The following is a 26963-nucleotide window of genomic DNA, read 5'->3' on the forward strand; positions in this document are numbered from 1 at the left end:
GCGATGGTCGTGGTCTCGGATGGGTCGGCCGTGTCGCCGTCCGCACGCATCCCGCGCTGCCGAGCGCGAACTTCTACACCCTGGCAGCCCCTGAGGAGACCTCGGCTGACCTGCACGATCGCTGCATCGGAGAGGCGATGCGCCGGTTCTCCTCTGAGACCGACAACCGCCTCGTCATCGCCCCGGGCACCGCTGACATCGATGCCGGGCTCTCGACCGCCCGGTCACGGCTCAACCTCGCCAACATCCTCGATGCGGCCCTGGCTGCTGAGGTCTCGACGTTCGTCGTCGGCCCGCCGCCGGCGATCGGGGAGCTGACGAACCGGTCGATCGCCGATCTCAACGCAGGCTTCGCTGATGTCGCCCATCGCCGAGGTGTGCCCTACGTCGACACCTTCACTCCCCTGCGCGGTCATGCTGTGTGGCAGCGGGAGATCGCCTCGTCGTCAACCGGCCTGCCGAGCCAGGAGGGCTACGGGCTGCTGGCCTGGCTCGTCATCCACCGCGGCTGGTTCGACTGGCTCGGTGTGCCCGACGTGCTCGCCGGGCGCTGAACACCTCGCACCGCCCGTCCTGCAGCCTGGACTGTTTTGCCCCGCTGGCACGGGTGTGGAAAAATAGACTGGATTCGAAAGAAGGAGTGAACCGAGATGGCAAGCAAGCGCGCTCGCAAGCGTAAGGATCGCAAGAAGCGTGGGGCCAACCACGGCAAGCGTCCCAACACCTGATCTATTCAGACACTGACGAAGGCGGGGCGGAGACATGATCTCCGCCCCGCCTTTCGCATGCCGTCTCTCAGCCGAACGTGCGGCGCACGTAGGTGCGGCGCTCGACGACGATCCGCGCCCGGATCCGCTCGGCCAGCCCGGCCGGAGCCTGATCCTGGCAGCAGGACCGGCGCACAAGCTCCTTGAGCAGCGCCTCGATGGTGTAGTCGTCCTGGCACTGTGAGCAGTTGGCCAGGTGATCCTTGATGACGTCGATCTCGTCGCGCGTCAGCTCGCCGTCGAGGTAGTTGTAGATCCGCATGAGGCTGATCTGGCGATTCTGCTCGTCACAGCAGCCGGTGTGGCTGATGGGTTCTTCGCTCATGAGGACACCTCCTCGGTCGTCTTCTTCGCAGTCGTGTCCTTCTTCGCCGGCTTCTTCCCGGCAGCGGCCTTGTCGCCGTCCTTCTCAACGCCGAATCCGCGCTCACGGGCGTAGTCGGACAGCATCTCGCGCAGCTGGCGCCGGCCGCGGTGCAGACGCGACATCACGGTGCCGATCGGCGTGTCCATGATCTCGGCGATCTCCTTGTACGGCAGACCTTCGACATCGGCGTAGTACACGACCATCCGGAAGTCGTCCGGCAGCTGCGACAGCGCTTCCTTGATGTCGGAATCCGGCAGGTGATCAAGGGCTTCGAGCTCAGCTGAGCGGCCACCGGATGAGGTGTGGCTGGCCGCGCGTGCGATCTGCCAGTCCTCGATCCCCTCACCGCTGGACTCCTGCGGCTGGCGCTGCTTCTTGCGGTAGGAGTTGATGAAGGTGTTCGTCAGGATCCGGTACAGCCAGGCCTTGAGGTTCGTGCCCTTCTTGTACTGGTGGAAGGCCGCGTAGGCCTTGACATAGGTTTCCTGCACGAGGTCCTCGGCATCAGCCGGGTTGCGCGTCATGCGCAGGGCAGCCGCATACAGCTGGTTGACGTACTCGAGCGCATCGCGCTCAAACCGCGCATGCTGCTCTTCGGGCGTCTCAGTGATCTCGTCAGCCTGGGCGGCATCGAGGTTCTCATCCGGCGGTGAGGACTCGGGTGCGTCTGGAGCAAGAGGTTTCGTCATCACCGTCCATAGTACGCGCTTATGCGTCTGCGCTTCTATGACTGGCATCGCATCGCCCCTTCCTGCCTGGTCGTGCCGACCGTGCACGGTTGATCGTTCATGAGCGACAACGCATCCGGCCCCTCGATCATTCCGTGCCCGAGACGGCGGCAGGGTTCCATTCGTCACGTCGCCTGAGCAGATCCCGGCACCGGTCCCGACCCTGGTGAGACGCCCATCATTCACTCTGATTTCACACCCTTCTCAACAAGCGAATTCGTGTGAGCCGGAATTGCTGATACAGTTGAACTTGTCCAAGGCGGTTCAAGCCCGATGAATTCGGGATATCCGCTTCGGCACATCCGATTTCGTCAAGGATTATGAATCGGTTTGCTGTTGTTCATCTCGGCACCTGCGATTAGCTCGCGGACGTGCCACTGACGATTCGGTTGGCTTATCTCAGTTTCCCCCATTCTCTGCGCGGCACCTTCGCCGCGTTCCTTTGCTGCACACCTGCTCCTGCCCGCACATATGCTGGCAGTTGAGAGGCTCTGACTCGCGGAAGCCGGACAGCATAATTCTCAGTTCATCTCATTTACATGCGCCCAGGCAGAACTCTGCCGTGATGTGCATTTCACAGATTTCCATGTCACTTCAATCGGCATGGAGCAAGCGGTCATGAATATGGCCATATCTACACAAAGAGGAAAAACAATGACTACAGGCAACGTCAAGTGGTTCAACGCTGAAAAGGGCTTCGGTTTCATCGAGCCTTCCGACGGCTCGGCTGACGTGTTCGCGCACTTCAGCGCCATCGAGGGCTCGGGTTACCGCAGCCTCGAGGAGAACCAGACGGTGGAGTACACCTCCGAGAGCACCCCGAAGGGCCCGCAGGCCACCTCGGTGCGCGTCCTCTGAGACTCCTGACATCAGCGGGGCAGCGGTCTGACGACCCTGCCCCGCTGATGCATACCCACCTCCCATCACCGCGCTGACCGCGTTCTGCGGTCACCCCTCCTCCGCCGGCTGCCCTGGGCACTGACGGATCCCCGCATCCACACCCGAAGGAGCCCTGCCCATGCCAGCCGCACAGACACCACCGCCAACCGCCGTCCAGCCGACCCGGACGAGCCGCTATCTGCGGCCTGAGGACTTCCCGCCTGCTGCCCGCACCTACGCCGAGGTCTCCCAGACCATCCGCGCCCACGGACTCCTCGCCCGCACCCCTGTCTTCTACCTGCTGCTCAGTGCTGGCCTCACACTGGCCTTCGCCGGACTGGCAGCAGGGTTCATCCTGCTTGGCGACTCGTGGTTCCAGCTGCTCATCGCCGCCGGCCTTGCCGTCGTCTTCACCCAGGTGGCATTCCTCTCCCACGAGGCCGCCCACCGCCAGATCCTCTCCTCCGGGCCAGCCAACGACCGGCTGGCCCGCCTCCTCGGCTGCGGTGTCGTGGGCATGAGCTACAGCTGGTGGGATTCAAAGCACTCCCGCCACCACGCCAACCCCAACCGGGTCGGCAAAGACCCCGACATCGCCGTCGACACGATCTCCTTCCTGCCCGAAGACGCCGCCCAGGCACGCGGGCTGCGCCGCCTGCTCACCCGCTACCAGGGCTGGGCGTTCTTCCCTCTGCTCACCCTCGAGGGCATCAACCTGCACTTCCAGGGACTCAAGCACCTCAGCAGCCGCGGACCGGTCAAGCAACGCTGGACCGAACTCGGCCTCATCGCCGCCCGCTTCGCCGTCCTGCTCACCGCCATCTTCGCCTTCCTGCCGATCGGCATGGCGTTCGCCTTCCTCGGCGTGCAGCTGGCCGTCTTCGGCGTCTACATGGGCGCCTCGTTCGCCCCCAACCACAAGGGCATGCCGGTCTTCGCCCACGACGCCAAGCGCATCGACTTCTTCACCAAGCAGGTGCGCACCTCCCGCAACATCGCCGGAGGCTGGTGGGCCAGCGCGCTCATGGGCGGACTGAACTACCAGGTCGAACACCACCTCTTCCCCTCCATGCCGCGCCCGCACCTGGCCAAGGCCCGCCTCATCGTCCGCGACGCCTGCCAGCGCTTCGACGTCCCCTACACCGAGACGAGCCTGTGGCGCTCCTACGGGATCGTCATCGCCTACCTCAACCGGGTCGGCCTGGCCGCCCGCGACCCGTTCGACTGCCCGCTCATGAGCCAACTGCGCCGCAGCTGACCCCGGCCGGCCACATCGTCTACACAAGGCACCTTGTCTCACAATCGCCTGCCGGCACGCTCACAGTCCCAGCTGCCGGCAGCCAGCGGCTCATCTGCACGCCGGCGCATGGCATGGGTCTGATCTTCGACTATGCTTGAGCCAGGCTCGACTCATCGACGTCAATCGGAAGGAAGCCACCGTGTCCCTGGTTCGCCTCATCGCCCGTCCTATGCTCGCTTCGGCCTACATCGCCAACGGCGTCTCCCGGATCAAGCATCCGCAGGCCGCAACCGATTCGATCACCCCGGTCATCAACGCCGTGAAGAAGCAGGTTGACATCCCGATCGACGCTGAGCTCGCCGCTCGCGCCACCGGTGTCGCCCAGGTCGCCGCCGGTTCGCTGCTGGCGATCGGTAAGTTCCCGCGCTTCTCCGCCACGGTCCTCGTCGGCACCTACCTCATCGACGTCATCGGTGAGCAGCTGCTGACTCCGAAGGAGGAGCGTTCGCAGGTCTCGCTGCTGACGAAGACCTCGATGATCGGCGGCGCGCTCATCGCCAGCGTCGACACCGCCGGTAAGCCGGGCCTGGCCTGGCGCGTCCAGCACGCGGCGCAGGACCTGCGCAAGAACGTCGAGAAGACCTCCGCCAAGGCGATGGACGCCGTCAACTTCGGCTGAACTCGATGACCCAGCGCGACGTCTCGCTGTGGCCCGCCCCGCGTGCAACCGCACCGGTGCGGGCCACAGTCGCAGTACCCGGTTCCAAGTCCCTGACCAACCGCTACATCGCCTTAGCCGCGGTCGCAGCCGAGCCCTCGACGATCATCAACCCGCTCATCAGCCGTGATACCGAGCTCATGTTCGCAGCGATCACCGCACTCGGCGCTGAGGTCGACCGCTCAACCGACGGCCAGGTGACGATCACCCCGCTGCCGACCGCCGCCTCGGGCGCGGACGCCGCCACCGTCGACTGCGGGCTGGCCGGCACCGTCATGCGCTTCATCCCGCCGCTGGCCGCTGCCACCGGCCGCAGCGTGCGCATCGACGGCGACGCACAGGCCTACGTGCGGCCGATGGACACGATGATCGGCGCGCTGCGCGACCTCGGCGTCGAGATCACCGCCGGTGCGACTTCGCTGCCCTTCGACCTGCACTCCCCCGGCGGCGTGGCCGGCGGGCGGATCGAGATCGACGCCTCGGCCTCCAGCCAGTTCGTCTCCGGGCTGCTGCTGGCCGGCTGCCTGTTCGACGACGGGCTCACCCTCGTCCAAACCGGCGACGCTGTGCCCTCGCGCCCGCACATCGAGATGACCCTAGAGACGATGCGCCTGGCCGGCATCGACGCCTCCGCCACCGGTGAGCACGAGTGGACGGTCGCTCCTGGCCGGCCGCGCGGATTCACCGTCACCGTCGAGCCGGACCTGTCGAACGCCGCGACCTTCCTCGCCGCTGCGATCGTCACCGGCGGGCAGGTGTGCGTGCCGCACTGGCCTGCCGAGACGACGCAGGCCGGTGATGCCTTCCGCGGCCTGGCTGAGAGCTTCGGCGCCCAGGTCGAGTTGACTGACGGCACCCTGTGCGTCACCGGGCCCGAGGGGGTGGCCCCGATCGACGTCGATCTCTCGGCTGTCGGCGAGCTCACCCCCGTCACCGCCGCTGTCGCTGCGTGTGCTGACGGTGAGAGCCGGCTGCGCGGCATCGGGCATCTGCGCGGACACGAAACCGACCGGCTGGCCGCTCTCGCCGCCGAACTCGGCAGGCTGGGTGGGAAGGTGACCGAACATGCTGATGCCCTCACGATCCACGCCCCGGCACGGTCCGGTGGGCAGTTCGAGACGTATCACGATCACCGGATGGTGATGGCCGCAGCGGTGCTCGGCCTGTGCGTCGACGGCGTCGAGGTCATCGACGCCGGCACGGTGGCCAAGACGATGCCTGACTTCACGCAGCTGTGGTCGGGCATGCTGGCAGGCGAGCGCTGAACATGGGCAGACGGTACGACAACTTCACCGAAGACGACTACCGGCCCAGGCCCAACCGCAAAGGTTCCCGGCCGCGGACCAAGGAGCGCCCGGACTATTCGGATGCCCCGACGGCGATGGTCACGGCCGTCGACCGCGGCCGCTACCGCGTCGTCGTCCACGACGATGACGGGCAGGCGCCAGTCGACGGGCCGATCGTCACCTGCGTGCGCTCGTCGCGTCTGCGCCGCCGCTCCATCGTCCCCGGCGACCGGGTCCGGGTGGTCGGCGACACCTCGGGTGCGGATGGCACGATGGCCCGCATCGTCGAGATCCTCGACCGGCAGACGCTGCTGCGCCGCAGCGCTGATGACACCGACCCGACCGAGCGGGTGCTCGTGGCCAACGCCGACCAGCTCGTCATCGTCACCGCCGCAGCCGACCCCGAACCCTCGTGGGGGCTCATCGACCGGGCGCTCGTCGCCGCCTTCGACGCCGATATGGAACCGCTCATCGCGGTCACCAAGCTCGATCTGGCGCCGATCGATGCGATCCGCGACTACTATGCCGCTGCCGGCGTGCGGGTCGTCGCCTGCGGTTTCGACGCCTCCGGCCGGCCGCAGGTCGGGCAGCTGCTGCCTCAGCTGACCCGGCGGCTGTCTGTGCTCGTCGGGCATTCCGGGGTGGGCAAGTCGACGCTGATGAACGAGATCATCCCGGCAGCCGACCGGGCGATCGGCGACGTCAACGCCGTCACCGGACGCGGACGCCACACCTCGTCCTCGGCGCTGTGCCTGCCGCTGCCGGACTCCGGCTGGCTCATCGACACACCCGGAGTGCGCAGCTTTGGGCTCGCCCACGTCGACATCGACAGCGTGCTCACCGCCTTCGACGAGCTCGTCGAGGCCACCGCTGCCTGCCCGCGCGGATGCACACACCTCGACGACGCCCCGGACTGCGCCCTCGATGCGTGGGTCGCCGAGGGCAAGGCCGGGGAAGCCGGGCCGCAGCGGCTTGCCTCCCTGCGCCGGCTGCTCAGCGGGCTGCAGCCGCTCGTCAGATGACGCGCGGCTGCTCACTCCGGCGGCTCCCACATGTCGACCACACCGCAGGCACACCCAACGGCACCGCTACAGTGTCACCATGGACGATCTCGCAATCGCACTGAGCCTGGCCGATGAGGCCGACGCCATCAGCCTCCCGCGCTTCCGGTCGCATGACTTCCACGTCTCGACGAAGCCGGACCTGACCCCGGTCACCGATGCCGATCAAGCTGTCGAGCAGATGCTGCGCACCGAGATCGCCGAGCACCGGCCGGACGATTCGTTCTACGGGGAGGAGTTCGGCAGCCGCGGGCAGGCATCGCGGCGCTGGATCGTCGACCCGATCGACGGGACGAAGAACTTCGTGCGCGGAGTGCCCGTCTACGCCACCCTCATCGCCCTCTACGACGGCAAGACACCCCTCGTCGGCGTCGTCAGCGCACCGGCCCTCGGGATGCGCTGGCATGCCGCCGCCTGTCACGGCGCCTACCGCACACTGGCTGCTGGTCTCGGCGGCGGCGAGCCTGAGCGCCTGCAGGTCTCGAGGGTGAGCGATCTCGCCGATGCGTCTCTGTCGTACTCCTCGCTGACCGGATGGGCCTCCCACCGGGACCGCGAGAAGTTCATCGCGCTGACCGACCAGGTGTGGCGCACCCGGGCCTACGGCGACTTCTGGTCGTACATGATGGTCGCCGAAGGCACCGTCGACGTCGCCTGCGAACCGGAGCTCGAACTCTACGATATGGCCGCGCTCGTGCCGATCGTCACCGAAGCCGGCGGCTCCTTCACCGATCTCGGCGGCCAGCCTGGGCCCTTCGGCGCCAACGGCCTGGCCACCAACGGACTACTGCACACGGAGGTTCTCACCCATGTCTGATGGCACCCAGTCCGGCAGCTGCGGTGCTGCCCACCCCGACCTGTATGCGGCCCCGACGTGGCACCAGATAGCCACCGCGGCTGGGCTGGTGAATGCCGACGGGTCGATAGGCGAGACGATCTTCGGGCAGATGACCACCCTGGCCGGGCAGCACGATGCGGTCAACCTCGGGCAGGGATCACCGGGAGACCCGACGCCGGACTTCCTCATCGACGCCGCGACCGAGGCGATGCGCGCCGGAGTCAACCAGTACGCCCCCGGCCAGGGCCACCGTGTGCTCATCGACGCCGTGGCCGAGCAGCGCCGCCGCTGCTACGGACAGGACGTCTCGGCTGACGAGGTGCTCATCACCATCGGCGCAACCGAGGGACTCAGCGCCGCGATCGTCGCCCTCGTCCCCCGCGGCGGCGAGGTCATCGTCTTCGAGCCCTTCTACGACTCCTACGCTGCCGCCACCGCACTGGCCGGCGGAAAGCTGCGCACCATCGGGCTCATCGAGGACGGCGAGGGCGGCTTCACCCCTGACTGGGAGGCCTTCGAACGCACCATCGGCCCGCAGACGGCAGCGATCATCGTCAACACCCCGCACAACCCGACCGGGCTCGTGTTCACCGCTGAGATGCTCACCCGCATCTACGAGGCCGCAGTGGACAACGACGCCTGGGTCTTCACCGACGAAGTGTACGAGTACCTCGTCTTCGGCGAGCGCACGCACGTGGCGCTGGCCAGCATCGTCGACGATCCCTCCCGGGTGGTGTCGATCTCATCAGCTGGCAAGAGCTTCAACATCACCGGCTGGAAGATCGGCTGGACGGTCGCGGCACCTGAGGTGCGTGAGGCGATCCAGGCGGTCAAGCAGTACTTCTGCTTCACCGGCGGGGCACCCTTCCAGCCGGCGGTCGCTGCAGCCCTGAACGAACATGAGGACTTCGCCCACCGCTCAGCACAGAGTCTTGCTGCCCGTTCGGAGATCCTCGTGCCGGCATTCGAGCAGCTGCCCGGTGTACGGGTCTCCCAGCCGCAGGGCGGTTACTTCACACTCGTCGACTTCGCCGGTACCACCGATGAGGACGCCTATGCCCTCAACGAACGGCTGACCCGCGAGTTCGGCTTCACCGGGATCCCTGGACCCTCGCTGTGCGCAGCCGGCACCCCGGCCCGTGAGACTTTCGCCCAGACGATCCGCTACTCCTTCTGCAAGAGCAAAGAGGAGACCGCTGAGGCCGCACGCCGTGTGCGGTCAGCAGCCGAGAAGCTCAGCTGATCGCCCCGGGCTGGCAGGCGCGTGCGGCGACGAAGGCCTTGACGGCGACCGAGCCGAGGACGAGTGCGAAGGCCGGCCAGACGACGCTGGACTGGACGAGGAAGCCGAAGACGAGCGGACCGGTGGCCGCCAGACAGTAGCCGAGCCCCTGGACGAATCCGGACAGGGCCGCGGCAGACTCCGCACTTGAGGAGCGCAGGCTGATGAGGGTCAACGCCAGTGGGAAGGTCGAGATGCCCAGACCCAGCAGCACCGTCCACAGCACTGGTGCGGCAGCCGGTGCCAGCCACAGCCCGAGGTAGCCGGCGGCCAGGCAGGCGGAGAAGCCCAGCACCACAGCCACCGGGCTGCGCACCCGTTCGGCGAACATCGGCAGCACCAGACCGAGGAGGAACGGGATCGCGGTGACCAGTGAGAGCATCGCCCCGCCGAAGCTCTCCGACAGCCCTGCACCGACGAACAGCATCGGCAGCCAGGTGAAGAGGATGAAGTTGTTGAATGAGGTGATGCCAGTCATGAGCATGAGCGCCCACGCCCGGCCGCTGCGGAAGAGCTCCAGGTAGCGGCCAGACGAAACCACAGCCGTGCTCGGCGTGGTTTCCGGGGTGACGCGCCGGATCCACAGCAGCAGCCAGATCGCGGCGGGGATGGCGGCGGCGAGTGACCAGACGGCCAGCGAGCCGCGCCAGCCGAGGCCCTGCGCGAGCGGAACGGCCAGCACCGGCGGAATGAACGTGCCGAACTGCAGGGCTGCGACGTGGATGGTGGAGAACAGACCGATCCGGGTGGGGAAGAATCCCTTCACCAGCGGCGGGATGACGACGTTGCCGATGCCCATGCCGATGAGCGCGAACGCCGTGAGCAGCAGGAAGACGACCGGTGAACCGGTGACGCTGCGAATCGCCAGGCCGACGGTGATGATGATCATCGCCAGGCTGATGACGCTCACAGCACCCCAGCGGATCGTCAGGCGTGGGGTGAGGAATCCTGCGATGCCGAAGATGAGCGGAGGCAGCATGCCGATGAAGGCGAGGAATGCGGCCGTGATGCCCAGCGGCTGTGCCATCGTGTCGAGCAGCGGCGAGAGCCCGGTGACTCCGGGCCGCAGGTTGAAACCGGCGGCGACGATGCCGATGACGACGAGAACGTAGGCGACGGAGGATTTCACCACGTCATTCTTGCATCCACCCGACGACGGCGTGCAATCGGATCACCATGGCTGTTGATGCGTACAGCGCTCCACGTGATGTCCGTCTCCTGCCTGACGGTCGAAGCACGACACCGCTGACCACTGCAGCCGATCATTTTCTGAGTGAACAGAAAGCCCGCTGACCTGGCATTTCTGCTGGTCAGCGGGCCTTTTCTCGTGGCGGGGGGAGGATTTGAACCTCCGACCTCCGGGTTATGAGCCCGGCGAGCTACCGAACTGCTCCACCCCGCGGCGCACGTTCCACTATACGGCAGTCCTGACGTGCGTCCAAATCCCTGATGGTGATGTTGTTAACACTGCCTGAATCGCCGAGGCGGCGGTCACCGCAGTGGTGACCGCCGCCTCGGGCGTGGGGCCGGCAGGTTCAGTTGCCGCCGTCGGTGGCAGCGTCACCGGGTTCGGTTTCGCTGTCAGCCGGCTTGGCCTCGTTCTCTGCCTTCATCGCCTCATCGAGGGCCTCGCGCAGACGCTGCTGCGCTTCGCCGTAGGAGGCGAAGTCCCCGTCCTGCAGGGCCTTGTCCGAGTCCTCCATAGCCCGCTTGGCCTTGTCGAGGGCGTTGGCGAGAGCCTGGTCAGCAGTCTCCCCCGGCTGGGTGCCGCCAGTAGCGCCTTCCTCATCCTCCTCAGGCTCCTGACCGGCGTCACCGGCCTGGACACCGGAGTCACCGCCGAACACCTGGTCAAGGGCGGCATCGAGAGTCGGGGCGAAGCCGATCTGCTCACCGAAGGCCACAAGCACACGCTGCAGCACCGGGTAGGAGGTCTCACCGGCCGAGCGGACGTAGACCGGCTGGATGTACAGCAGGCCGCCGGCCACCGGCAGGGTCAGCAGGTTGCCGTTCTGCACCTGCGACTCACCCTGGCGCAGCAGGTTGAGGCTCGACTGGATCTCAGGCTCGGTGTTGAAGTTGTTCTGCGCCTGGCCCGGGCCGGGGAACGTCGTGTTGCGCGGCAGCTGCAGCAGGCGCAGCCGGCCGTAGTCCTCGCTCTTCGTGCCAGTCTCCTCACCGGCATCGGCGTTAGCCGCCAGGAAGCCGGTGAGGTTGTTGCGCGTCTGTCCCTGCGCCTGTCGCGGGATGAACGACGAGGTCAGCGAGAACGACGGCTTCTCCTGGCCGGGCATGCGCAGCGTCAGGTAGAACGGCGGCTGCAGGAGGTTGCGCTCCTGGTTGACCGTCGGGTCCGTCGGCAGCGTCCAGAAGTCCTGGCCGGTGTAGAAGGAGTTCGCGTCGTCGACGTGGTAGCGGGTGAGCAGCTGGCGCTGCACCTTGAACAGGTCCTCGGGGTAGCGCACGTGCGCCATGAGGTCTGCGCTCATCTCATCGGTTGACTTGAACAGGCCCGGGAAGATCTTCATCCAGGTTTTGAGCACCGGGTCGTCGTCTTCCCATTCGTAGAGGTCGACTTCGCCGTCATAGGCGTCGACGGTGACCTTGACCGAGTTGCGGATGTAGTTCACCTGCTGCGGCGGCAGCGCCTGCTGGCTGCCGCTGCGCTCAGTGTTCGAGTCCTGGGTGGCGTCCTGCAGCACCTGCGGGGTCGAGTACGGGTAGTGCGGGCTCGTCGTGTACGCATCGACGATCCACTTGATGCGCCCGTCGATGACCGCCGGGTAGGGGTCACCGTCGACTTCGAGGAACGGGGCGACGCGCTTGATGCGCTCACGCGGGGTGCGCTCGTACAGGATCTGGGATTCGTCGTTGACCGCATCGGAGAGCACGATCTGCTCGTCCTGGAACTTCACGGCGTAGACGAGGCGGTTGAAGAAGTTGCCGACAGACGGCCCTCCCTCACCGGAGAACGTGTTGTACACCTGTGCTTCGCCGTCGTCGCCGTCGGCCGGGTAGTCGATCTCGCGCGGGTCAGCACCGTCGGGTGCGCCGACGATCGAGTACAGCGGTGAGCGCTCACCGAAGTAGATGCGCGGCTCGTACTCGCCGAGCTCACCGGTCGGCGGGATGTTGGCTTCGAGGAAGGACGGCTGACCGTCATTGCCCTGGCGGTTGCCGTAGGCGGCGACGACACCGAAGCCGTGGGTGTAGACGACGGCCTGGTTGAGCCAGGAGGAATCCGACTGCGAATCCGGGTTGAGCTCACGCAGCGCGATGACGGTGTCCTGCATTTCGCCGTCGATGCGGTAGCGGTCGACGTCGAGCTGTTCGGGGAAGCTGTAGAACGGACGCTGCTGCTGCAGCTGGCGGAACGTATCGGACACAAGGTTCGGGTCGAGCAGACGCACCGAGGCGGCGGTTTCGGCATCGGCGCGCAGCGCGCCGGGCTCCCCTTCGGTGGTCGGCGAGTACGGGATCACGTCGACGTCCTTGATGCCGTAGGCGTAGCGGGTGGCATCGAGGTTGCGCTGGATGAACTCGCGCTCCAGTGACTGCTCCGACGGCGAGACCTGGAACTGCTGCACGGCAGCCGGGAGGCCGATGACCGACACAGCACCGAGGACGAGCAGCATGATGACCGAGACGATCGAGAGCTTCCACATGCTGCGGAAGGCGTTGGCGAGGAACAGCAGCGCGACGACGAGGGCGGCCAGGGCGATGATGAGCATCGCCGGCAGCGTGATGTTGCTCGTCGTGTAGGTGGCGCCGGTGACGATGCCGCTGGTGTTGGTCAGCGATTCGTAGCGCAGCACGAACAGGCGGGCGGCCTGCAGCAGGATGAGCACGCCGGCAGTCACCGCGATCTGCACCTGAGCGGCACGGGTCATGTCGAGGCCGCGCTGCTCACCGGGACGCAGTCCCCCGAAGAGGTAGTGGGCGACCAGCGAGCCGATGAAGGCCAGCAGGGCGACCATGCCGAGGTAGTCGACGAGGAGGCGGATGACCGGCAGCTGGAAGACGAAGAAGGACACGTCGTGGCCGAACTCCGGATCTTTGATCCCGAACGGGGTGGAGTGCAGGAACATCTGCACCTGCTGCCAGGAGGCCGACAGGGCGATGCCGCCAAGCACACCGACGACGAGCGAGGCGACGATGGTCACGACTGCGCGCAGCGGCTCGATGGCCTCGCGGTAGCGGTCGAGGTTCTCCTGCTGCGGTGTCGTCGGCGCATAGACCGGGCGCTTGCGGTGAGCCAGGTTCAGGCACAGCCACAGCGGTGCGGCCATGAGCAGCACACCGATGACGAACAGGATGATCTTCGTCACCCATTCGGTGGTGAAGACCTGCAGGAAGCCGAGCTGATCGAACCACAGGATGTCGGTGTAGACCTGCGCGAACACGACGAACAAGCCCAGCACCACGGCCACGCCGATGAGCGTGAGGACCAGCGGCGAGACCTTCGTCGACCGCCCTTGCGGCCGACCGGGTGAACCGGGCTTACGGGGTTGACCGGCGGAAAACGTCACTCGTTCCCTTTCGTCGAAGCGGTGTCATCGCGCGCCCTGCTGGGCGTCGCACTGCGGAAGGCTGTCGGTGTTTCCTGCGGCGATGTCCTCGACCGCAGCGTGGGCATCGGACAGCGTGTCGATGCGGACCACATGGAGATCTGTAGAGGCGGCGGCGTCGACCACCTCGGCGCAGTTCTTCGCCGGTGACAGGAAGTACTCAGCACCCGCGTCCGAGGCGGCGCTGACCTTCTGCCGGGCCCCGCCGATCGGGGTGACGGTCCCGGCGGCATCGATGGCGCCGGTGCCTGCGATCGGCTTGCCGCCGGTGAGGTTGCCCGGGGTGAGCTCGTCGATGATCGTCAGCGCGAAGATCATGCCGGCTGAGGGCCCGCCGATGTCCTTGACGTTGTAGGTGACCTCGAACGGGAAGTCGAAGCGCTGCTGCATCGAGATGCCGATCATCTTCCTGCCGTGCACCGGCTGGGGCTCCAGATCGACGGACAGCTCTTCGTCGCCGCGCTTGAGGCCCAGCTGCACGCTGCCCTCGGATTCGGTCACCGCCGAGGCGACGGCAGTCGCAGCGTCGGGATCGCCGCCGAGTCCGGTGCCGTTAATCGAGGTGATCTCGTCTCCAGGCTGGACCTGGCCGTCTGCTGGGGAGCCGGCGACCACCTCGGCGACGGTGGTGACAGAGGAGTAGTCGATGCCGAGCTCGCCGAGCGCAGCGGCGGTGGCGGTGTCCTGTGAGGAGGCCATCTGGGCGGTGTTCTGGCCGGTGACGTCCTCGCGGGTGGTCGTCAGCGGATAGTAGGACTCATTGGGCACGACGGTGTCGGTCCCCTTGATGACCGAGCGCAGTGCTTCGGAGGCGTAGACGTTGTTGCCCGGGCCGCCGGCGACGGCGACGGTGAGCATGTCGAGCTGGCCTTCGGCCTCATAGGTTTCGGTGCCGCTGATCGTGATGAGATCTTTACCGTCGACCGGTTCGAGGGTGTTGACCACTGGGCCGGGCATCTGCAGCAGGTAGGGCACGGGGATGAGCGCGCAGGCGAGGACGAGGCCGTAGGTGATGATCCCGGAGAAGATCCCGCCGGAGCGGGCGCGGGGCTTGCGGGCCGGCTTCTCTGCCGGGGCCGCGGCGGCATCAGCGCTGGTCGCGGGGGTCTGCGGCGCGCCGACGGGGGCGGGCTCAGGCGCGTGACCCGAACCGGCTCCGACGTTGTTCGTCACGTGGTTCAACCCTTTCGATACGCACCAGTGAACAGACCTGATCCAGTCTAGACGAGGCACCGGATGGGAACCACTCAGGAATCGGCTGTCCGCAGGCTGTGAGCACGGCGGTCGGTGCGCATTTCGCCGAGGACGAAACCACCGCCTCGGGACCGGTGGTTCGGAACATTTGACCAGCTTCTCCGGTTAGCCTGACATGACTACCACCGCCCGCACCGAACCAGGGGGTCCGCATGACCGATAAGAACGACAACGAACAGCAGCCTGACGAGAACAATCCCTTCGGCAACATGTTCGGCATGTTCTTCGGACCCGGCGGCGGTGCAGGCTTCGGCGGCCCCGGCGGAGGATCCGGCGGCCAGCAGGGCATGCCCGGCGGGTTCCCGTTCGATCCGGCGATGCTCGGCGGGATCATGCAGCAGCTGCAGGAAATGATGAGCGGTGCCGGCGCCCAGAAGGCTGCGCTCAAGGCAGCTGAGGACAAGGTGCCGACTCCCGACCCGGATGTCAGTGAGGAGACTGTCGCAGCCAGCCGGGATGCGTTCCGTGTCGCTGAGCTGTGGCTGGCGAAGGTCACCGATCAGCCGGCCGGGATCGGAGACGCGCAGACGCTGACCCGCAGGGAATGGGTGCACCAGTCGCTGCCGGGCTGGGAGAAGTTCCTCGCTCCGGTGCAGACGAATATGACGCAGGCGCTGACGAGCACGATCGCTGAGCAGGCGCCTGAGGAGCTCAAGCCGATGCTCGCCGGTGCCTCGCAGATGTTCGCTTCGATGAGCAGCTCGATGTTCGGCGTGCAGCTCGGCGAGGCGCTCGGCGGTCTCTCCGGTGAGGTGCTCACCTCGTCGGATATCGGCCTGCCGCTGGTCGCCGGTGACAAGCCGGCGCTGGTGAACGCGAACATCGTCGGAGCCGCAGCCGAGCTCGACATCGACCCGAAGGAGCTGCGCATCTACCTGGCAGTGCGTGAGCTTGCCCACCTGTGGCTGTTCACGCGCGCCCCGTGGCTGGCTGGTCACGTCGAGACGGCGCTGGCGAAGTACGCCTCGGGCATCGAAGTCGATATGGGCCGCATCGAGGGGCTGGCCGGGCAGATCGACCCGAGCAACCTGGAGCAGGTCAGCCAGGAGGTCCGCGAGGGCCTCTTCAACCCGCAGCAGACCCCGCAGCAAGCTGAGGCGCTCGAGCAGGTGCAGAACCTGCTGTCGGTCATCGCCGGCTGGGCTGATGTCGTCACCTACTCCGCCTGCGAGGCGCTGAGCGGCCGCGATGCGATCCGCGAAGCACTGCATCGCCGGCTGGCCACCCAGAGCTCTGCCGATCGCCGGTTCGCTGAACTCGTCGGTCTCGAACTGGTGCCCGCCCGGCTGCGCGATGCCGTCGCACTGTTCGCTTACCTGGAGCAGTCGGAGGGTGCTGAGGCACGCGACCAGATCTTCACCCACCCGGATCTGCTGCCCACGGCCAAGGATCTCGATGATCCGCTCGGCTACCGGGAGCGCCGCCAGGAAGCCTGGTCGAGTGAGACCGAGATCGATGAGGCGCTCGAGAAGATCCTGAGCGAAGGCTCGGCTGAGAAGCCAGCCGCTGACGATGCTGACAGCAGTGACGACGCTGGCGATAACGGTGACAGCGGAACCGCCGGTGGCACCGATGCGGATGATGAGCGCTGATCGCACACTGAACGACTTCGCTGCCGAGCTGCGCAGCGCCGGACAGGCCCCGCAGGCCGAGTTTCTGCTCACTGCGGGGCCTGCCGCGTTGTCGAAGACTGCGGATCCGGATCACTTCACCGCCAGCTGCGTCGTCTTCGACCTCGCCGCCGATGATCGGCGGGTGCTTCTGCAGCGGCACCGCAAGACCGGCAAGTGGATGCAGTTCGGTGGTCACGTCGAGGCAGCCGATGCCTCGTTTGCTGCCGCAGCCGCACGCGAGCTGACCGAGGAGGCAGGTCTGCGCTCGTGGCGCTGGTTCTCCCCCGTGCCGGTATCGGTGACGTCGTATGCGCTCTCGGCCCAGCACGGCCGGTGTGCCTGTCACCGGGATGTGCTCTTCGCTGCAGATGTTTCCGAGCGCGAGGCTGTCAGCGTCTCGGTGGAGTCCCACGCGCTCGGCTGGTTCAGCCTCGATACGCTGCCGGATCAGATCATGCCCGACCTGACCGACCGGCTGCCGACGCTGTGGGATGCCGCTTGCCGACTCGCAGAGCGCTGAGACACAGCCTGGTCAGATGGTGTGCCGGGCGGCGCCTTCTCCGTAGCTGAATCCCGACAGGAAGATGTCGGCGTCCTTGGTGCGCTCATAGCGGTCAGCCAGTGCGTGGAAGGCCGGTGAGTGGTTGGGTTCGCGCAGGTGCGCAAGTTCGTGGACGAGCACCGCGTCAAGAACCCAGGCAGGCACCTCGCGCAGGCGGTTGGAGATTCGGATCTGGCCGGTGGCCGACGTCGTCGATCCGAAGCGGGTGCGCTGATTGGACACCCACCGCACCGAGGTCGGGGCGATCCCATCGTCGAACAGGCGCGCATTCAGCTCAGCCGCGCGGGCTTCCAAGTCCTCGTCCCCTGGCGCTGGCACGGCAGCCCTGCGCTCTAAGCGCTCGATGAGCCGGGCGATTGAGGAGATGTTGCGCTCCAGGTCGAATCGGGCAGGCACGGCCAGCTGATAGCCGACGGGAGTCTTCGTCGCCGAGATCGTTTTGCGGCGTCTGGCTGAGCGCTTGAGGGTGATGGTGCCGTCACCGATCCCTGCCCGCACATCTGAGGCGTCCACGTTCTCTCCCCTCTTCCTCACACGGCTCTGCTGCCACTGGAGACATCCTCGCATGCCGCGCGGACATCACCACGGTGGCCGGGGCTCATCGACGGCGGCACGAGGGTGACGAGCACCACCCAGACCATGACCAACTGCCACAGTCGGCAGAGAATTCCAAGCCGCAACGCCGCAGTCATGAGCGTGGGAAAAATTTCTTGAGATTTCTTTGTGTCCACACCTCACCCTGGGGGTGATTCCTCATGTCAATCGGGACTTCTCGGCGTTTTGCCACACCTGAATCCGATGCACAATGCACACCGTTATCCACACAATCGACGTCAGTTCCCCGGCGTTTTCCACACACCGTGCACAGGGGGTGCTCGGCAGTCTGTTGACGTAGGCGCGGCAGGCGACATAGTTTGAGGAGTCAGACCCTCGGAAAACCCGAGATTCGTGGGCTGGGGGAAGGTTCACGAAACTCGCGAGCGGCTGAGGGCTTCGACCGGGCGAACAGCTCTGACGGCGTGCATTCCACGCCCCATGTCATGAGTGCGTTCGCCCGGTCTCATTTCTGTCTGGGCCCGTTTCTGCACAGAGTTTTCCACAATTGGCTCATCACCCTGTCGCTCCGTGCGTGCGTGAGCCTACGATGCCGATGAACAAGGGGGTTCACGGCATGAGATATCAGCTTTACCGATCGGTACCGGTTGTCTGGCGCAGCTCACGATGCATCCAATTCGGCGTCGACTCTCCCGTGCTCATCGACGGGCTCACCGCAGCCGACACCGAACTCATCAATGCGATCCGGATGGGCATCAGCGCCCGTGACTTCGACGCCCGTGCCGCGCATCTCGATGTCAGCCCGGCTCGTGCTGCCTCACTGCTGTCCCTCTTGACCGAAGCCGGTGTGCTCATGCCTGTCGAGCGCACCGCGTATCAGGCTAGCAGCACCACGCACGTCGATGCCTATGCCGCTCGGATCCGGGAGGAGCCCAGCTGCATCACCGGAAGGCTCACACGGCCCAGCGTGCTCGTCCTCGGGCCGCTGCGACGTGGGCTGCAGGCCCTGCTCGTCGCCGCCGGGATGCGCGCTGACATCATCGACCGGGCAGAGGATGCGCTGACGGCTGCTCAACCGCTCGTCGTGCTGACCGGTGCCTGGGTCGACGACGCGGTCGGTGCGGGGTTCCTCCATGAGCACGGGATCGACCACTGCCACCTGACCGTCGGGCAGGATCAGGCCCGTCTGTCCCATGTGATCCGGGCCCAGGACACTCCCTGCACCCGCTGTGCGATCGGCTTCCGCTGCGATGACGACGCCGACTGGTTCGGCAGCTGGCAGGCGCTCTGGCAGCAGGCTCCCTCCGCGTCGCTGCTCGATCCGGTGCTGTGCGCACTGGCGTATGCGCATCAGGCTGAGCGCGTCCGCGAGCACATTCTCCATCCCGGTCGTGTCGCCTATGATCTCGTCATCTCCCCCAGCGGCGAGGTCGTCATCGAGACACCGGAGTTCCATTCCAGCTGTTCCTGCCGGGCAACCGTCCCGCAGGATCTGAGCCACGTGTGATCAGGAGTTGCTGTTGCTGCGCTGCTGGCGGACGATCTCGATGATCGCCTCACCGAACTGTTCCTGTTTGACCGGACCAATGCCCGGCACGCGGGCGAGCTCTTCCCGGTTCTGGGGTGCGACCTCGGCGACCATGTTGAGCGTTGCGTTCGTCAGCACCATGTAGGTAGGGATCTGGTTGTCCTCTGAGGCCTGTTTGCGCCAGTCCTTGAGCGCTTCGAGCAGCTGCGGGTCGATGACTCCTGGGCAGTCGCCGCAGCGCCCGATGCGGCGTTCGACGACGTTGACGAGGACCTTCTGGCACTTCTGGCAGTGCACTGTCTCTCCCCCGCGGGCCGTTCCGGCGGCCCGGCTGCGCCGCGCCTGCGGGACCTGGCGCGGCTGGTCTCCGCGCAGCTCGGCCAGGAAGCGTGATGGGCGCCGCGATCCAGCGCGGCCAGCGTGCCGGGCTTTCGACCAGCTGAGCCGCAGCTGCTTGCGTGCACGGGTGACCGCGACGTAGAGCAGGCGGCGTTCCTCGGCGATTTCGGCCGGCTCGCTGGCGTAGCTGATGGGCATGAGCCCTTCGCTTAAGCCCACGACGTGGACGCTGTCCCATTCCAGGCCCTTGGCCGCGTGCACAGAAGCCAATGTGACGCCGTTGATCGGCGGGGCGAACTGGTGCTCCTGCCGGTCGGCGAGCTCGGCGACGAACTTCTCCAAGGGCACCGGGACCTCGCTGTCGGCCTGCATCGCCTCGGCAAGGTCGACGATGGCAGCCAGCGATTCCCACTTCTCGCGCGCGGCGCCCACCCGCGATTCGCCGGTGGCAGTCCAGCCGGTGTTCTCCAGCACCTCGCGGACGACCTCGGGCAGCGGTTCCACGCCGTGGGTGCGGGTGGCGGCGGTGAGCATGACGAGGGCCTGCTTGACCTCGGGGCGGGCGAAGAACCGCTCCCCGCCGCGCAGCACGTAGGTGATGCCGCGGGCGGCGAGCGCCTCTTCGTATGCCTGGCTCTGGCCGTTGGTGCGGAACAGCACGGCGATGTCCTGGGCGGCGCGGCCGGCGGCGAGTTCTGCGGCGATGGCGTCTGCCACGGCTGCCGCTTCGGCCGGGTCGTCGCTGTATTCGAAGTACTGCACCGGGCCCATGCGCGGATGGGTGGCCTGGAGGACGAGTGCCCCGCGGCCGGTGTGGGCCAGCAGCCGGTTGGCGGTGTCGACGATGTCGGCACTCGAGCGGTAGTTGCGCACGAGTCGGACGGTCGAGGCGTTGGGCAGGTCCCGGCGCAGGCCGAGCAGGAATGAGTCGGTGGCCCCGGCGAAGGTGTAGATGGTCTGGGCGGGATCGCCGACGACGCACAGGCTCTCGCGCTTGCCCAGCCAGCGGCGCAGCAGGTCGTACTGCAGCGGGGAGACGTCTTGGAACTCGTCGACGACGAAGCTGCTGTACTGGGAGTGGACTTTCGCGGCGATGTCCTCCCGGGTGCCGAGGACGCCGTTGAGGACGAGGAGGACGTCTTCGAAGTCGATGAGCCGGCGCCGTGACTTCGTCTCCGAGTAGGCGAGCATGATCCGCTCCATGCTGGCGACGTCGATGCCGTCGGGCAGCTCGCGGCCGCCTGCGGCATGCAGGTACTCCTCGATGCCGAGCAGGGAGGCTGCGGCGTATTCGATCTCGGCTGCGACATCGCGGACGACTTCGCGTTCGGGTTCGAAGCCGAGGCTTGCCATCGTCTGCGAGAGGACGCCGGCTTTGTGCGTGAACAGGTCTGGGAACGGCCCTTCGGCAAAGGAGGACCAGAAGAACCGCAGCTGCCGCAACGCAGCCGAGTGGAAGGTGCGGGCCTGCACACTGGGCACGCCGAGGCTGCGCAGCCGGGAGCGCATCTCACCGGCGGCCTTCGACGTGAACGTCAGAGCGAGCACCTCGGTGGGACGGAACTGCCCGGTGTGCACCCCGTAGGCGATGCGGTGCGTCATCGCCCGCGTCTTTCCGGTGCCAGCACCGGCAAGGACGACGAGAGGGCCGTCGAAGTGCTCAGCGACCTGCCGCTGTTCGGGGTCGAGGGCAGCCAGCAGCTCGTCAGCTACCGGACCCGAGGTGCCGGGGGCTGATGGCATGCTCGTGCGGCTCTGCCCGCGGGGCTGGGTGGGTGGTGGGTTCATGCGTTGTGCATCCACGCGGAGATGAGCTGGCCTGCGATCGACACACTGCCGGGCACCGAAACGGCGCCGGTGTCGACCTGCTCACGCAGCTCCTCGCGGGTGAACCAGCGCAGGCCTGAGATCTCGACGAGATCGGCCTGGAAGTCCAGCGTCTGGGCCTCGACGCTGAAGCCGAGCATGAGCGAGGCCGGGAACGGCCACGGCTGCGATCCCAAGTAGCGGGGATTGCGGCACGGCACGCGTGCTTCCTCCCAGACCTCGCGCAGCACGGCGTTCTCCAGGGTCTCTCCGGGTTCGACGAAACCAGCCAGCACGGAGAAGCGGTCTTCGGGCCAGGCAGCATTGCTGCCGAGCAGGAGACGTTCGGTGCCGTCCTCGCCGGTGTGCACCACGGCCATGATGACAGCTGGGTCGGTGCGCGGGAAGTGCTCGCTGCCGGCCTCAGGGTCCTTGCGCACCCAGCCGCCGCGCATCGGCACGGTCGGCGCGCCGTTGCGCGGAGAGTGCGTGTGCGTGCGGTGCCAGTTGCCCACTGCAACGAGCTCGCAGGCCAGTCCTGCGTCGCGGTCGCTGAGCGCTTCAGCGATCTCGCGCAGCGGCAGCCAGGTCGGTTCGGCCGCCTCGATGCCGCTGGCCGGTGCGTCGAGGAAATCGACAGCGTCCCGGTCGCGCTGCGCGGCCAGTGCGGAGTCGATCGCGGCACGTCCCTCATCGGTGAGGTCGATGCCGATCCAGTGGGTATCGGTGTCATCGACGCCCAGGTAGATCTGGGTGGAGTCTTCCGGCACGTCTGCTTCGGTCACCGGGGCCAGGCCGCCGGAGGCGACGAGCAGGTAGCCGCGGTGGGCGAGGATCCCGCGGACGCGCGAGCGCTGCCACAGCTCGGAGAGATCGCCGTCGGATCCGCGTGCCACGTCGTTGCGGTCGACGGCGCTGCGGGCAAGACTGGCCGGCTGGAGCATCGGGAGGGGCTTCATGCGTTCCACTGTAGCGAAGGGCAGGGACATCGATTCGAGGGGTGGACGCAGCTGTGGAGGACGCGAGCTTCTGGCACCGGGCAGCGGCATCGGAGTGTAGATCCACCAACCTCCGGGTGAGGACAGGTAGATTGGGTGACGTGGACACCTTAGGACTCAGGCTCGCTGCAATCGCCGCCGGACAGATCGCCGGTTTCGAACCGTCGCTGTGGACGAAGCTGCCGGATTCGCGTGGCCCACGTGTGCTGCTCAGCGACGAGGATCGCTCGCTGGTCGTCAGCCTCATCCCGGACTCTGATGTGCCGGCTGCCCAGACCGAGGCGGTGGCCTGCGCTGTGCTGCGCAGCCTGCTGCCCGATACGCAGATCGGGTTCCCGCAGATCCTTGCCACCGTTCAGGCCCCCGATGACCTGACCGAGGATGAGCGCACCTATGAGGTGCAGATCTCCGACCCGCTGGCCGGTACGCCAGCAACCCTTGAGGACTTCACCGAATCGCAGCAGTTGGTCAGCGCGCTGGCCGATTTCCTCGCCGACCTGCACAACAGCGACACCGGTGCGGTCGCTGATGCCGGGCTCGTCGTCCATGATTCGGCTGAGCTGCGCGAACAGCTGCTGGCTGATCTCGATCGCGCCGCCGGCACCGGGCTTGTGCCAGCGGTGCTGCTGCAGCGCTGGGAGGACGCCCTGGAGAACGTCTCGACATGGCGGTTCCTGCCCTGCCCGATACATGCGGCGCTGGCCCCGGAAGCGATCCGGGTCGAGGATGGGCGCATCACCAGCGTCAGCGACTTCTTCCGCTTCCGGGTCGGAGACCCGGCTGCCGACTTGGCGGCGGTGTCGACGTTCGTCGAGGGATCCCACTACGAGCACTTCCTCGAGCGTTACCGCCAACAACGTGACATCAAGGATGCCGGTCTGCAGGCACGTGCCGAGCTGCTGGCCGAACTGGCGGTCCTCGACTGGCTGCTGCTGGCAGTCGACACCGAGGATGAGGCCGCGAAGTCCGATGCGGTCGCACTCCTGAACTCACTTGCCGAGGTAGCCACAGCTGATGCCGAGCAGCCCCGGCACGCCCAGCCGTACGAGTTCACCGATCGTGGTGATGCTCCGGCAAATGACGCTGCCTCCCACGAGCAGGCAGCCCATACGGCAGAGCCTGCGGAGGACACTCCTGCAGAGAATGAGCCCGGCGACATCTCACCTGCTTCGGCCGCGCCTGATCTGCAGCCGCGGGTCGAACCGCAGGTGCAGCGCAGCAGCGACGCCGATGCGTTCCGTCCGGCAGCGGCTCCCGCTCCGTTTGATGAGGGCTCCTCAGCTGATGTGCCGACTGAGCGCATCATGGATTTCGACGAGCAGCCGCAGGCGTCCGAAGATCGTCCCGGGAAGTCCTGAGCTTTTCACAGCTCGAGTCGGGCGACGAGTTCTGACTCGCTCATGATGTGCGGGACAGTGATCTCCTGGTCATCACCGAGGTAGTAGAACCCGCACTCGATCCGCTCCGCGTCGGCGAATGCCGGCATCTTCTGCACAGCCATCCGGTAGATCGCCAGCTGAATGGCCCGGTCTGCCAGCTCTTCCTCGCTGCGCGGCGATCGGCCGGTCTTCCAGTCGATGACGTAGTAGCCGCCGTCGATGGCGAAGACCGCGTCGATCTTGCCCGGCACTGTCACTGTGTGGCCGTCAGCTCCTGTGAGAGTGAGTTCGAAGGACTGCTCCACTGCTGCCGGTTCAAGTGCGGCGAAGCGTGAGCGCTCGAAGCGCTGGCACAGCTCGTCGAGCTGTTCGTGCAGATACGCCGGAAGTGTCACGGTATTCGGATCGTCGTCGAGGTCGCTCAGTGCCGCCTGGCCGTAGAAGTTCTCCACCCACGCATGGAACGCGGTGCCGAGACCGGCGGCGTGCGATGGACCCTGTGGCATCGGTCGCCTGAGTTCGCGGCGGTAGCCCTGCGGATCCTCTGCCAGCTGCACGAGCCCGGTAGCTGAGAGCCGGCTTGGCAGGGGAAACTCCTCTGCCTGCTGGGCCCGCTCTGCCTGCAGTGCCAGTGCCATCTGTGCAAGTGCTGCGATCTCGGCAGCTGTGCTGTCACCCTCGTCGGGTTGTGATTCGGCCAGCTGCTCGAGCTCGGGTTTCGATCGCAGGGCGGACGCGAACATCCCGGTCAGCTCGGCTCGTCGCGCGGCCTCCACCGCATCGGCACGTTTCGGCCACTCAACAGAGATCGCCTCACCCTCTGGGCGTTCAGTGTCATCGTCTCCGGGGTTGAGAACCTCGTCGGGATCGAGGTTGAGGACCTCGGCTGCCTCGTACAGGAATGGGGAGAACTCATTCTTCTTCTGCCGGGTGGTGAACAGGCTGCCGCCGAGCCACAGCTGCTGTTTGGCCCGTGTCACGGCAACATAGCCGATGCGGCGTTCTTCGATGGCGTGGTGCAGGTTGAGCTGCTCTTTCAGTTCGGACTTCTGGTACGCCTCAATGTCATCTTCGGTGGCGAATCGGGTGTCGGTGAGGTCGAAGCGGGGTATGTGGTGCCGGTCGCCGCGCAGCGGGTACGGCAGCATCCCGCCGGAGAGCCACGCCTTGGTGCTGCGCAGCGTGGTGGGCATGTCCCCTTCGGTCAGGTGCGGGATGGCGACGATGTCGAAACCCAGCCCCTTCGACCCGTGGACGGTCATGATGGTGATGGCACCCTCGGAAGCCGGTTCTTCGGGCATGCTCAGTGACTGCTCGGCGTCCATGATCGACAGCCAGGTGAGGAACTCATCGAGTGATCCCACTGGGTTCTGTGACACGAAGTCACTGGTCAGTGAGATGAAGGCATCGACGGACTTCTCGTGGTTGGCCCGTGCTGCTTCCGGCAGCGATTCGATCTCTGTGTCGATATCGAGTTCGACGATCGCAGCGCGGACGAGGCCTGGCACGGTGACGGCCAGGCGCCTGAGGTGGCGCAGGCTCTCCGCCAGGCGGATGAGCCGGCGGGTTGCTGTCTCACTGAGCTTGGACTTTCGCCAGTCAGCGACGACCGGTGAGCGCTGTGCGTTGTCGGACCCGTCGAGGACAGGGCTGACGGCGATGAGATCGTCAACAGCTTCGATGATCCCAACGGTGACAACGCCTGTGTCTTCGGCGGAGGACACACTGGTCTCAGTATCACCGGTCTCGGCACCGGCAGTGCTCTGACTGGCCTCGAAGACCTGCTGGGCGCGGTCATTGCGGGCCTTGGCGAATCGATGAAGCGCGGCGATGTCGGCGGCACCGAGTGAGCAGCTGCGACCGCTGATGAGCCGCATGAGTTCGGTGCCGGCGTTCGGGTCGGCCACCGCGTGCAGGGCCGCGTGGATATCGGCAACGTAGGTGTCTTCGAGCAGTCCGTCGGCTCCGGCGATGTGCACCTCGAAGCCGGCACTCTCGAGCGCGTTGGCCGTTTCGGTCAGGAACGAGCGCTTACGGCACAGCACCGCGCGCTGAGGTGGCTCGGTCTTCCCGCTGGCATACCACTTCTCGGTGGCGGTGTGCATGAAGTCGACGAGTTCGGCCATGAGGTCGGTGCCGTAGGTCTGGTCGACCTCGCCGATGGTCGAGACGACGTGTGTCTGGCCATCGCCGGCGCCTGGCCGAGGCCGCAGCACGTCCTTCTCGTCGTACTCGGGCAGACCCTCGGAGATCCGGTTGGCCACAGCAAGAATGCTCTTGTCGTTGCGCCAGCCGATGCTCAGCGTCCGCACGTGCGCATCGGCGACCGTCTGCTGCTCGCCTCCCGGGCCGGTTGCCGTCAGCTGGCGCTGGAACCGGCTCGGGAAGTCGCTGATATTGCGGGCGGAGGCGCCGCGCCAGGCGTAGATCGACTGCCGGGGGTCACCGACGGCCATGACGTTCTTGCCGTTGAACAGCAGCTGCAAGAGCTGGAACTGCGAGTCTGAAGTGTCCTGGTATTCGTCGAGCATGATGGCATCCCACCGGCTGCGCTCGATCGGCAGGATGCGCCCATCGGGTCGGCTCATGATGTCGTGGGCGTACTTCACCTGGTCGGAGAACTCCATGGCCGAGGTCTCCCGTTTGGCTGCCAGGAACCGTTCGGCCAGTACGGTGACTTTCCGCTTGTCCAACAGCTGTTCCAGAACAGTCTTTTTGCACAGTGCGATGATCCGCTCGGCGAGCTCATTGCGTGCTGCCAGGTTTGTGTGGCTCTTGCCTGCTCTGCCGACACCAGCTTCATCAGCCAGCGCCCACAGTTCGGCAATGACGGCGTCCTTCTCCTCTTTGCGCAGCGATCGCCCTCGCCGGATCTTCGTGAAGTACGAGGTCAGCCCGGCTTCGCCGAGCAGGTGGTCGATGCAGGCATCGAGGTAGTCGAGCACGCTCTGCGCTGACTGCAGATGCTCGTTGATCTGCCCTGCCATCTCGCGGACCCGGGTGATAAGTGCAGTGCGGGCGACATCAGCAGGGATCTCGTGCGCCTCAGCAGCGAGTACGATCTGCTCGGCCAGCCGGATCGACCCGGCAGCATCGAGGACTGAGGAGTCGGATTCGATGCCGATCGCCAGTCCGTAGTCGCTCACGAGCGAGGCGGCATAGGAGTTGTAGGTCGAGATCGTCGGCATCTCGAAA

At 66.4% G+C, this 26963-nt stretch carries 23 protein-coding genes and 1 tRNA gene; 13 read left to right on the forward strand and 11 right to left on the reverse strand.

Translation table 11 applies throughout. The annotated features are described in order from the left end of the window. Both M3C25_RS09960 and M3C25_RS13170 read left to right on the forward strand, forming a co-directional pair. Positions 1-554 (forward strand): GDSL-type esterase/lipase family protein (locus M3C25_RS09960; protein WP_259800289.1); only part of this gene is annotated, 554 nt, incomplete at its 5' end. Between the two features lie 96 nt (positions 555-650). After that, the gene (locus M3C25_RS13170; RefSeq protein WP_375544706.1) at positions 651-728 is read left to right on the forward strand and encodes a 50S ribosomal protein bL37; all 78 of its coding nucleotides are present in this window, start codon (positions 651-653) and stop codon (positions 726-728) included. A gap of 67 nt (positions 729-795) precedes the next feature. On the opposite strand, the gene rsrA is transcribed toward M3C25_RS13170, so the two are convergent. Continuing rightward, positions 796-1092 carry a mycothiol system anti-sigma-R factor gene (gene rsrA / locus M3C25_RS09965; RefSeq protein WP_259835244.1) on the reverse strand — a complete coding sequence of 99 codons (297 nt, stop codon included), beginning with the start codon at positions 1090-1092 and terminating at the stop codon, positions 796-798. Continuing rightward, positions 1089-1823: a sigma-70 family RNA polymerase sigma factor gene (locus M3C25_RS09970; RefSeq protein ID WP_102159652.1), complete on the reverse strand. Its 735-nt coding sequence runs from the start codon at positions 1821-1823 to the stop codon at positions 1089-1091. Before M3C25_RS09970 ends, rsrA begins: the two co-directional genes overlap by 4 nt. Before the next feature lie 693 nt (positions 1824-2516). Here M3C25_RS09970 and M3C25_RS09975 point away from each other — a divergent pair. From M3C25_RS09975 to M3C25_RS10005, 7 genes are all read left to right on the forward strand, one after another. Beyond that, on the forward strand, positions 2517-2720 hold the full coding sequence (locus M3C25_RS09975) for a cold-shock protein (RefSeq protein WP_259800292.1): 204 nt from the start codon (positions 2517-2519) through the stop codon (positions 2718-2720). A 160-nt stretch (positions 2721-2880) separates the two neighbouring features. Further along, complete coding sequence (locus M3C25_RS09980) at positions 2881-3999, forward strand: fatty acid desaturase family protein (protein ID WP_259800293.1); 1119 nt, start codon at positions 2881-2883, stop codon at positions 3997-3999. A 136-nt stretch (positions 4000-4135) separates the two neighbouring features. Further along, positions 4136-4660, forward strand: coding sequence for a DoxX family protein (locus tag M3C25_RS09985; RefSeq protein WP_259800294.1), 525 nt, complete (start codon positions 4136-4138; stop codon positions 4658-4660). A 5-nt stretch (positions 4661-4665) separates the two neighbouring features. Further along, positions 4666-5964, forward strand: coding sequence for a 3-phosphoshikimate 1-carboxyvinyltransferase (aroA, locus tag M3C25_RS09990; RefSeq protein ID WP_259856288.1), 1299 nt, complete (start codon positions 4666-4668; stop codon positions 5962-5964). 2 nt (positions 5965-5966) lie between these two features. Beyond that, positions 5967-7007 carry a ribosome small subunit-dependent GTPase A gene (rsgA, locus tag M3C25_RS09995; RefSeq protein WP_259856306.1) on the forward strand — a complete coding sequence of 347 codons (1041 nt, stop codon included), beginning with the start codon at positions 5967-5969 and terminating at the stop codon, positions 7005-7007. A gap of 79 nt (positions 7008-7086) precedes the next feature. Beyond that, on the forward strand, positions 7087-7863 hold the full coding sequence (gene hisN, locus M3C25_RS10000) for a histidinol-phosphatase (RefSeq protein ID WP_259856308.1): 777 nt from the start codon (positions 7087-7089) through the stop codon (positions 7861-7863). Next, positions 7856-9127 (forward strand): aminotransferase class I/II-fold pyridoxal phosphate-dependent enzyme, encoded by a 1272-nt coding sequence (locus tag M3C25_RS10005; protein ID WP_259856310.1) that lies wholly within the window; start codon positions 7856-7858, stop codon positions 9125-9127. Before hisN ends, M3C25_RS10005 begins: the two co-directional genes overlap by 8 nt. On the opposite strand, the gene M3C25_RS10010 is transcribed toward M3C25_RS10005, so the two are convergent. From M3C25_RS10010 to M3C25_RS10025, 4 genes are all read right to left on the reverse strand, one after another. Further along, entirely contained in the window at positions 9120-10295 is a 1176-nt protein-coding gene (locus M3C25_RS10010; protein ID WP_259856312.1) for an MFS transporter, read from the reverse strand. The genes M3C25_RS10005 and M3C25_RS10010 overlap by 8 nt on opposite strands. A 199-nt stretch (positions 10296-10494) precedes the next feature. Beyond that, a tRNA-Met gene (locus M3C25_RS10015) sits at positions 10495-10568 on the reverse strand. Between the two features lie 133 nt (positions 10569-10701). Continuing rightward, positions 10702-13596, reverse strand: a complete 2895-nt coding sequence (locus M3C25_RS10020; RefSeq protein WP_375545120.1) for a UPF0182 family membrane protein — start codon at positions 13594-13596, stop codon at positions 10702-10704. 123 nt (positions 13597-13719) lie between these two features. Next, positions 13720-14907: a YlbL family protein gene (locus tag M3C25_RS10025; protein ID WP_259856316.1), complete on the reverse strand. Its 1188-nt coding sequence runs from the start codon at positions 14905-14907 to the stop codon at positions 13720-13722. Positions 14908-15140: 233 nt separating this feature from the next. Between M3C25_RS10025 and M3C25_RS10030 the strand changes: the two genes are divergently transcribed. Beyond that, the gene (locus M3C25_RS10030) at positions 15141-16580 is read left to right on the forward strand and encodes a zinc-dependent metalloprotease (RefSeq protein WP_259799932.1); all 1440 of its coding nucleotides are present in this window, start codon (positions 15141-15143) and stop codon (positions 16578-16580) included. Next, on the forward strand, positions 16570-17121 hold the full coding sequence (locus M3C25_RS10035; RefSeq protein ID WP_259835226.1) for an NUDIX domain-containing protein: 552 nt from the start codon (positions 16570-16572) through the stop codon (positions 17119-17121). The genes M3C25_RS10030 and M3C25_RS10035 overlap by 11 nt, the downstream gene beginning before the upstream one ends. Positions 17122-17133: 12 nt before the next feature. Here M3C25_RS10035 and M3C25_RS10040 read toward each other — a convergent pair whose 3' ends face one another. Both M3C25_RS10040 and M3C25_RS10045 read right to left on the reverse strand, forming a co-directional pair. Then, complete coding sequence (locus M3C25_RS10040) at positions 17134-17676, reverse strand: M48 metallopeptidase family protein (protein WP_259799940.1); 543 nt, start codon at positions 17674-17676, stop codon at positions 17134-17136. A gap of 17 nt (positions 17677-17693) precedes the next feature. Next, on the reverse strand, positions 17694-17894 hold the full coding sequence (locus M3C25_RS10045; protein WP_170273904.1) for a hypothetical protein: 201 nt from the start codon (positions 17892-17894) through the stop codon (positions 17694-17696). Positions 17895-18334: 440 nt separating this feature from the next. Between M3C25_RS10045 and M3C25_RS10050 the strand changes: the two genes are divergently transcribed. Further along, the gene (locus tag M3C25_RS10050; RefSeq protein ID WP_259799948.1) at positions 18335-19225 is read left to right on the forward strand and encodes a hypothetical protein; all 891 of its coding nucleotides are present in this window, start codon (positions 18335-18337) and stop codon (positions 19223-19225) included. Here M3C25_RS10050 and M3C25_RS10055 read toward each other — a convergent pair whose 3' ends face one another. Beyond that, a complete protein-coding gene (locus M3C25_RS10055) occupies positions 19226-21373 on the reverse strand; it encodes an ATP-dependent DNA helicase UvrD2 (protein ID WP_311200530.1) in 2148 nt (715 codons plus the stop codon). Further along, positions 21370-22350, reverse strand: a complete 981-nt coding sequence (gene nudC, locus M3C25_RS10060) for an NAD(+) diphosphatase (RefSeq protein ID WP_259846627.1) — start codon at positions 22348-22350, stop codon at positions 21370-21372. The genes M3C25_RS10055 and nudC overlap by 4 nt, the downstream gene beginning before the upstream one ends. Positions 22351-22490: 140 nt before the next feature. On the opposite strand from nudC, the gene M3C25_RS10065 reads away from it, so the two are divergent. Further along, entirely contained in the window at positions 22491-23747 is a 1257-nt protein-coding gene (locus M3C25_RS10065) for a phosphotransferase (protein WP_259846630.1), read from the forward strand. A 5-nt stretch (positions 23748-23752) separates the two neighbouring features. On the opposite strand, the gene M3C25_RS10070 is transcribed toward M3C25_RS10065, so the two are convergent. Then, a partial coding sequence (locus tag M3C25_RS10070) for an ATP-dependent helicase (RefSeq protein WP_259856318.1) occupies positions 23753-26963 on the reverse strand: 3211 nt, incomplete at its 5' end.

The organism is Brevibacterium luteolum (genome assembly GCF_025147615.1).
Taxonomy (GTDB): domain Bacteria; phylum Actinomycetota; class Actinomycetes; order Actinomycetales; family Brevibacteriaceae; genus Brevibacterium; species Brevibacterium luteolum.

What these genes read in the sequence shown, in the direction of transcription:
- M3C25_RS13170 (WP_375544706.1), top strand. Translation starts at nt 651, where the DNA reads ATGGCAAGCAAGCGCGCTCGCAAGCGTAAGGATCGCAAGAAGCGTGGG.
- rsrA (WP_259835244.1), bottom strand. Translation starts at nt 1,092, where the DNA reads ATGAGCGAAGAACCCATCAGCCACACCGGCTGCTGTGACGAGCAGAAT.
- M3C25_RS09970 (WP_102159652.1), bottom strand. Translation starts at nt 1,823, where the DNA reads ATGACGAAACCTCTTGCTCCAGACGCACCCGAGTCCTCACCGCCGGAT.
- M3C25_RS09975 (WP_259800292.1), top strand. Translation starts at nt 2,517, where the DNA reads ATGACTACAGGCAACGTCAAGTGGTTCAACGCTGAAAAGGGCTTCGGT.
- M3C25_RS09980 (WP_259800293.1), top strand. Translation starts at nt 2,881, where the DNA reads ATGCCAGCCGCACAGACACCACCGCCAACCGCCGTCCAGCCGACCCGG.
- aroA (WP_259856288.1), top strand. Translation starts at nt 4,666, where the DNA reads ATGACCCAGCGCGACGTCTCGCTGTGGCCCGCCCCGCGTGCAACCGCA.
- rsgA (WP_259856306.1), top strand. Translation starts at nt 5,967, where the DNA reads ATGGGCAGACGGTACGACAACTTCACCGAAGACGACTACCGGCCCAGG.
- hisN (WP_259856308.1), top strand. Translation starts at nt 7,087, where the DNA reads ATGGACGATCTCGCAATCGCACTGAGCCTGGCCGATGAGGCCGACGCC.
- M3C25_RS10005 (WP_259856310.1), top strand. Translation starts at nt 7,856, where the DNA reads ATGTCTGATGGCACCCAGTCCGGCAGCTGCGGTGCTGCCCACCCCGAC.
- M3C25_RS10030 (WP_259799932.1), top strand. Translation starts at nt 15,141, where the DNA reads ATGACCGATAAGAACGACAACGAACAGCAGCCTGACGAGAACAATCCC.
- M3C25_RS10035 (WP_259835226.1), top strand. Translation starts at nt 16,570, where the DNA reads ATGAGCGCTGATCGCACACTGAACGACTTCGCTGCCGAGCTGCGCAGC.
- M3C25_RS10050 (WP_259799948.1), top strand. Translation starts at nt 18,335, where the DNA reads ATGAGATATCAGCTTTACCGATCGGTACCGGTTGTCTGGCGCAGCTCA.
- M3C25_RS10055 (WP_311200530.1), bottom strand. Translation starts at nt 21,373, where the DNA reads ATGAACCCACCACCCACCCAGCCCCGCGGGCAGAGCCGCACGAGCATG.
- nudC (WP_259846627.1), bottom strand. Translation starts at nt 22,350, where the DNA reads ATGAAGCCCCTCCCGATGCTCCAGCCGGCCAGTCTTGCCCGCAGCGCC.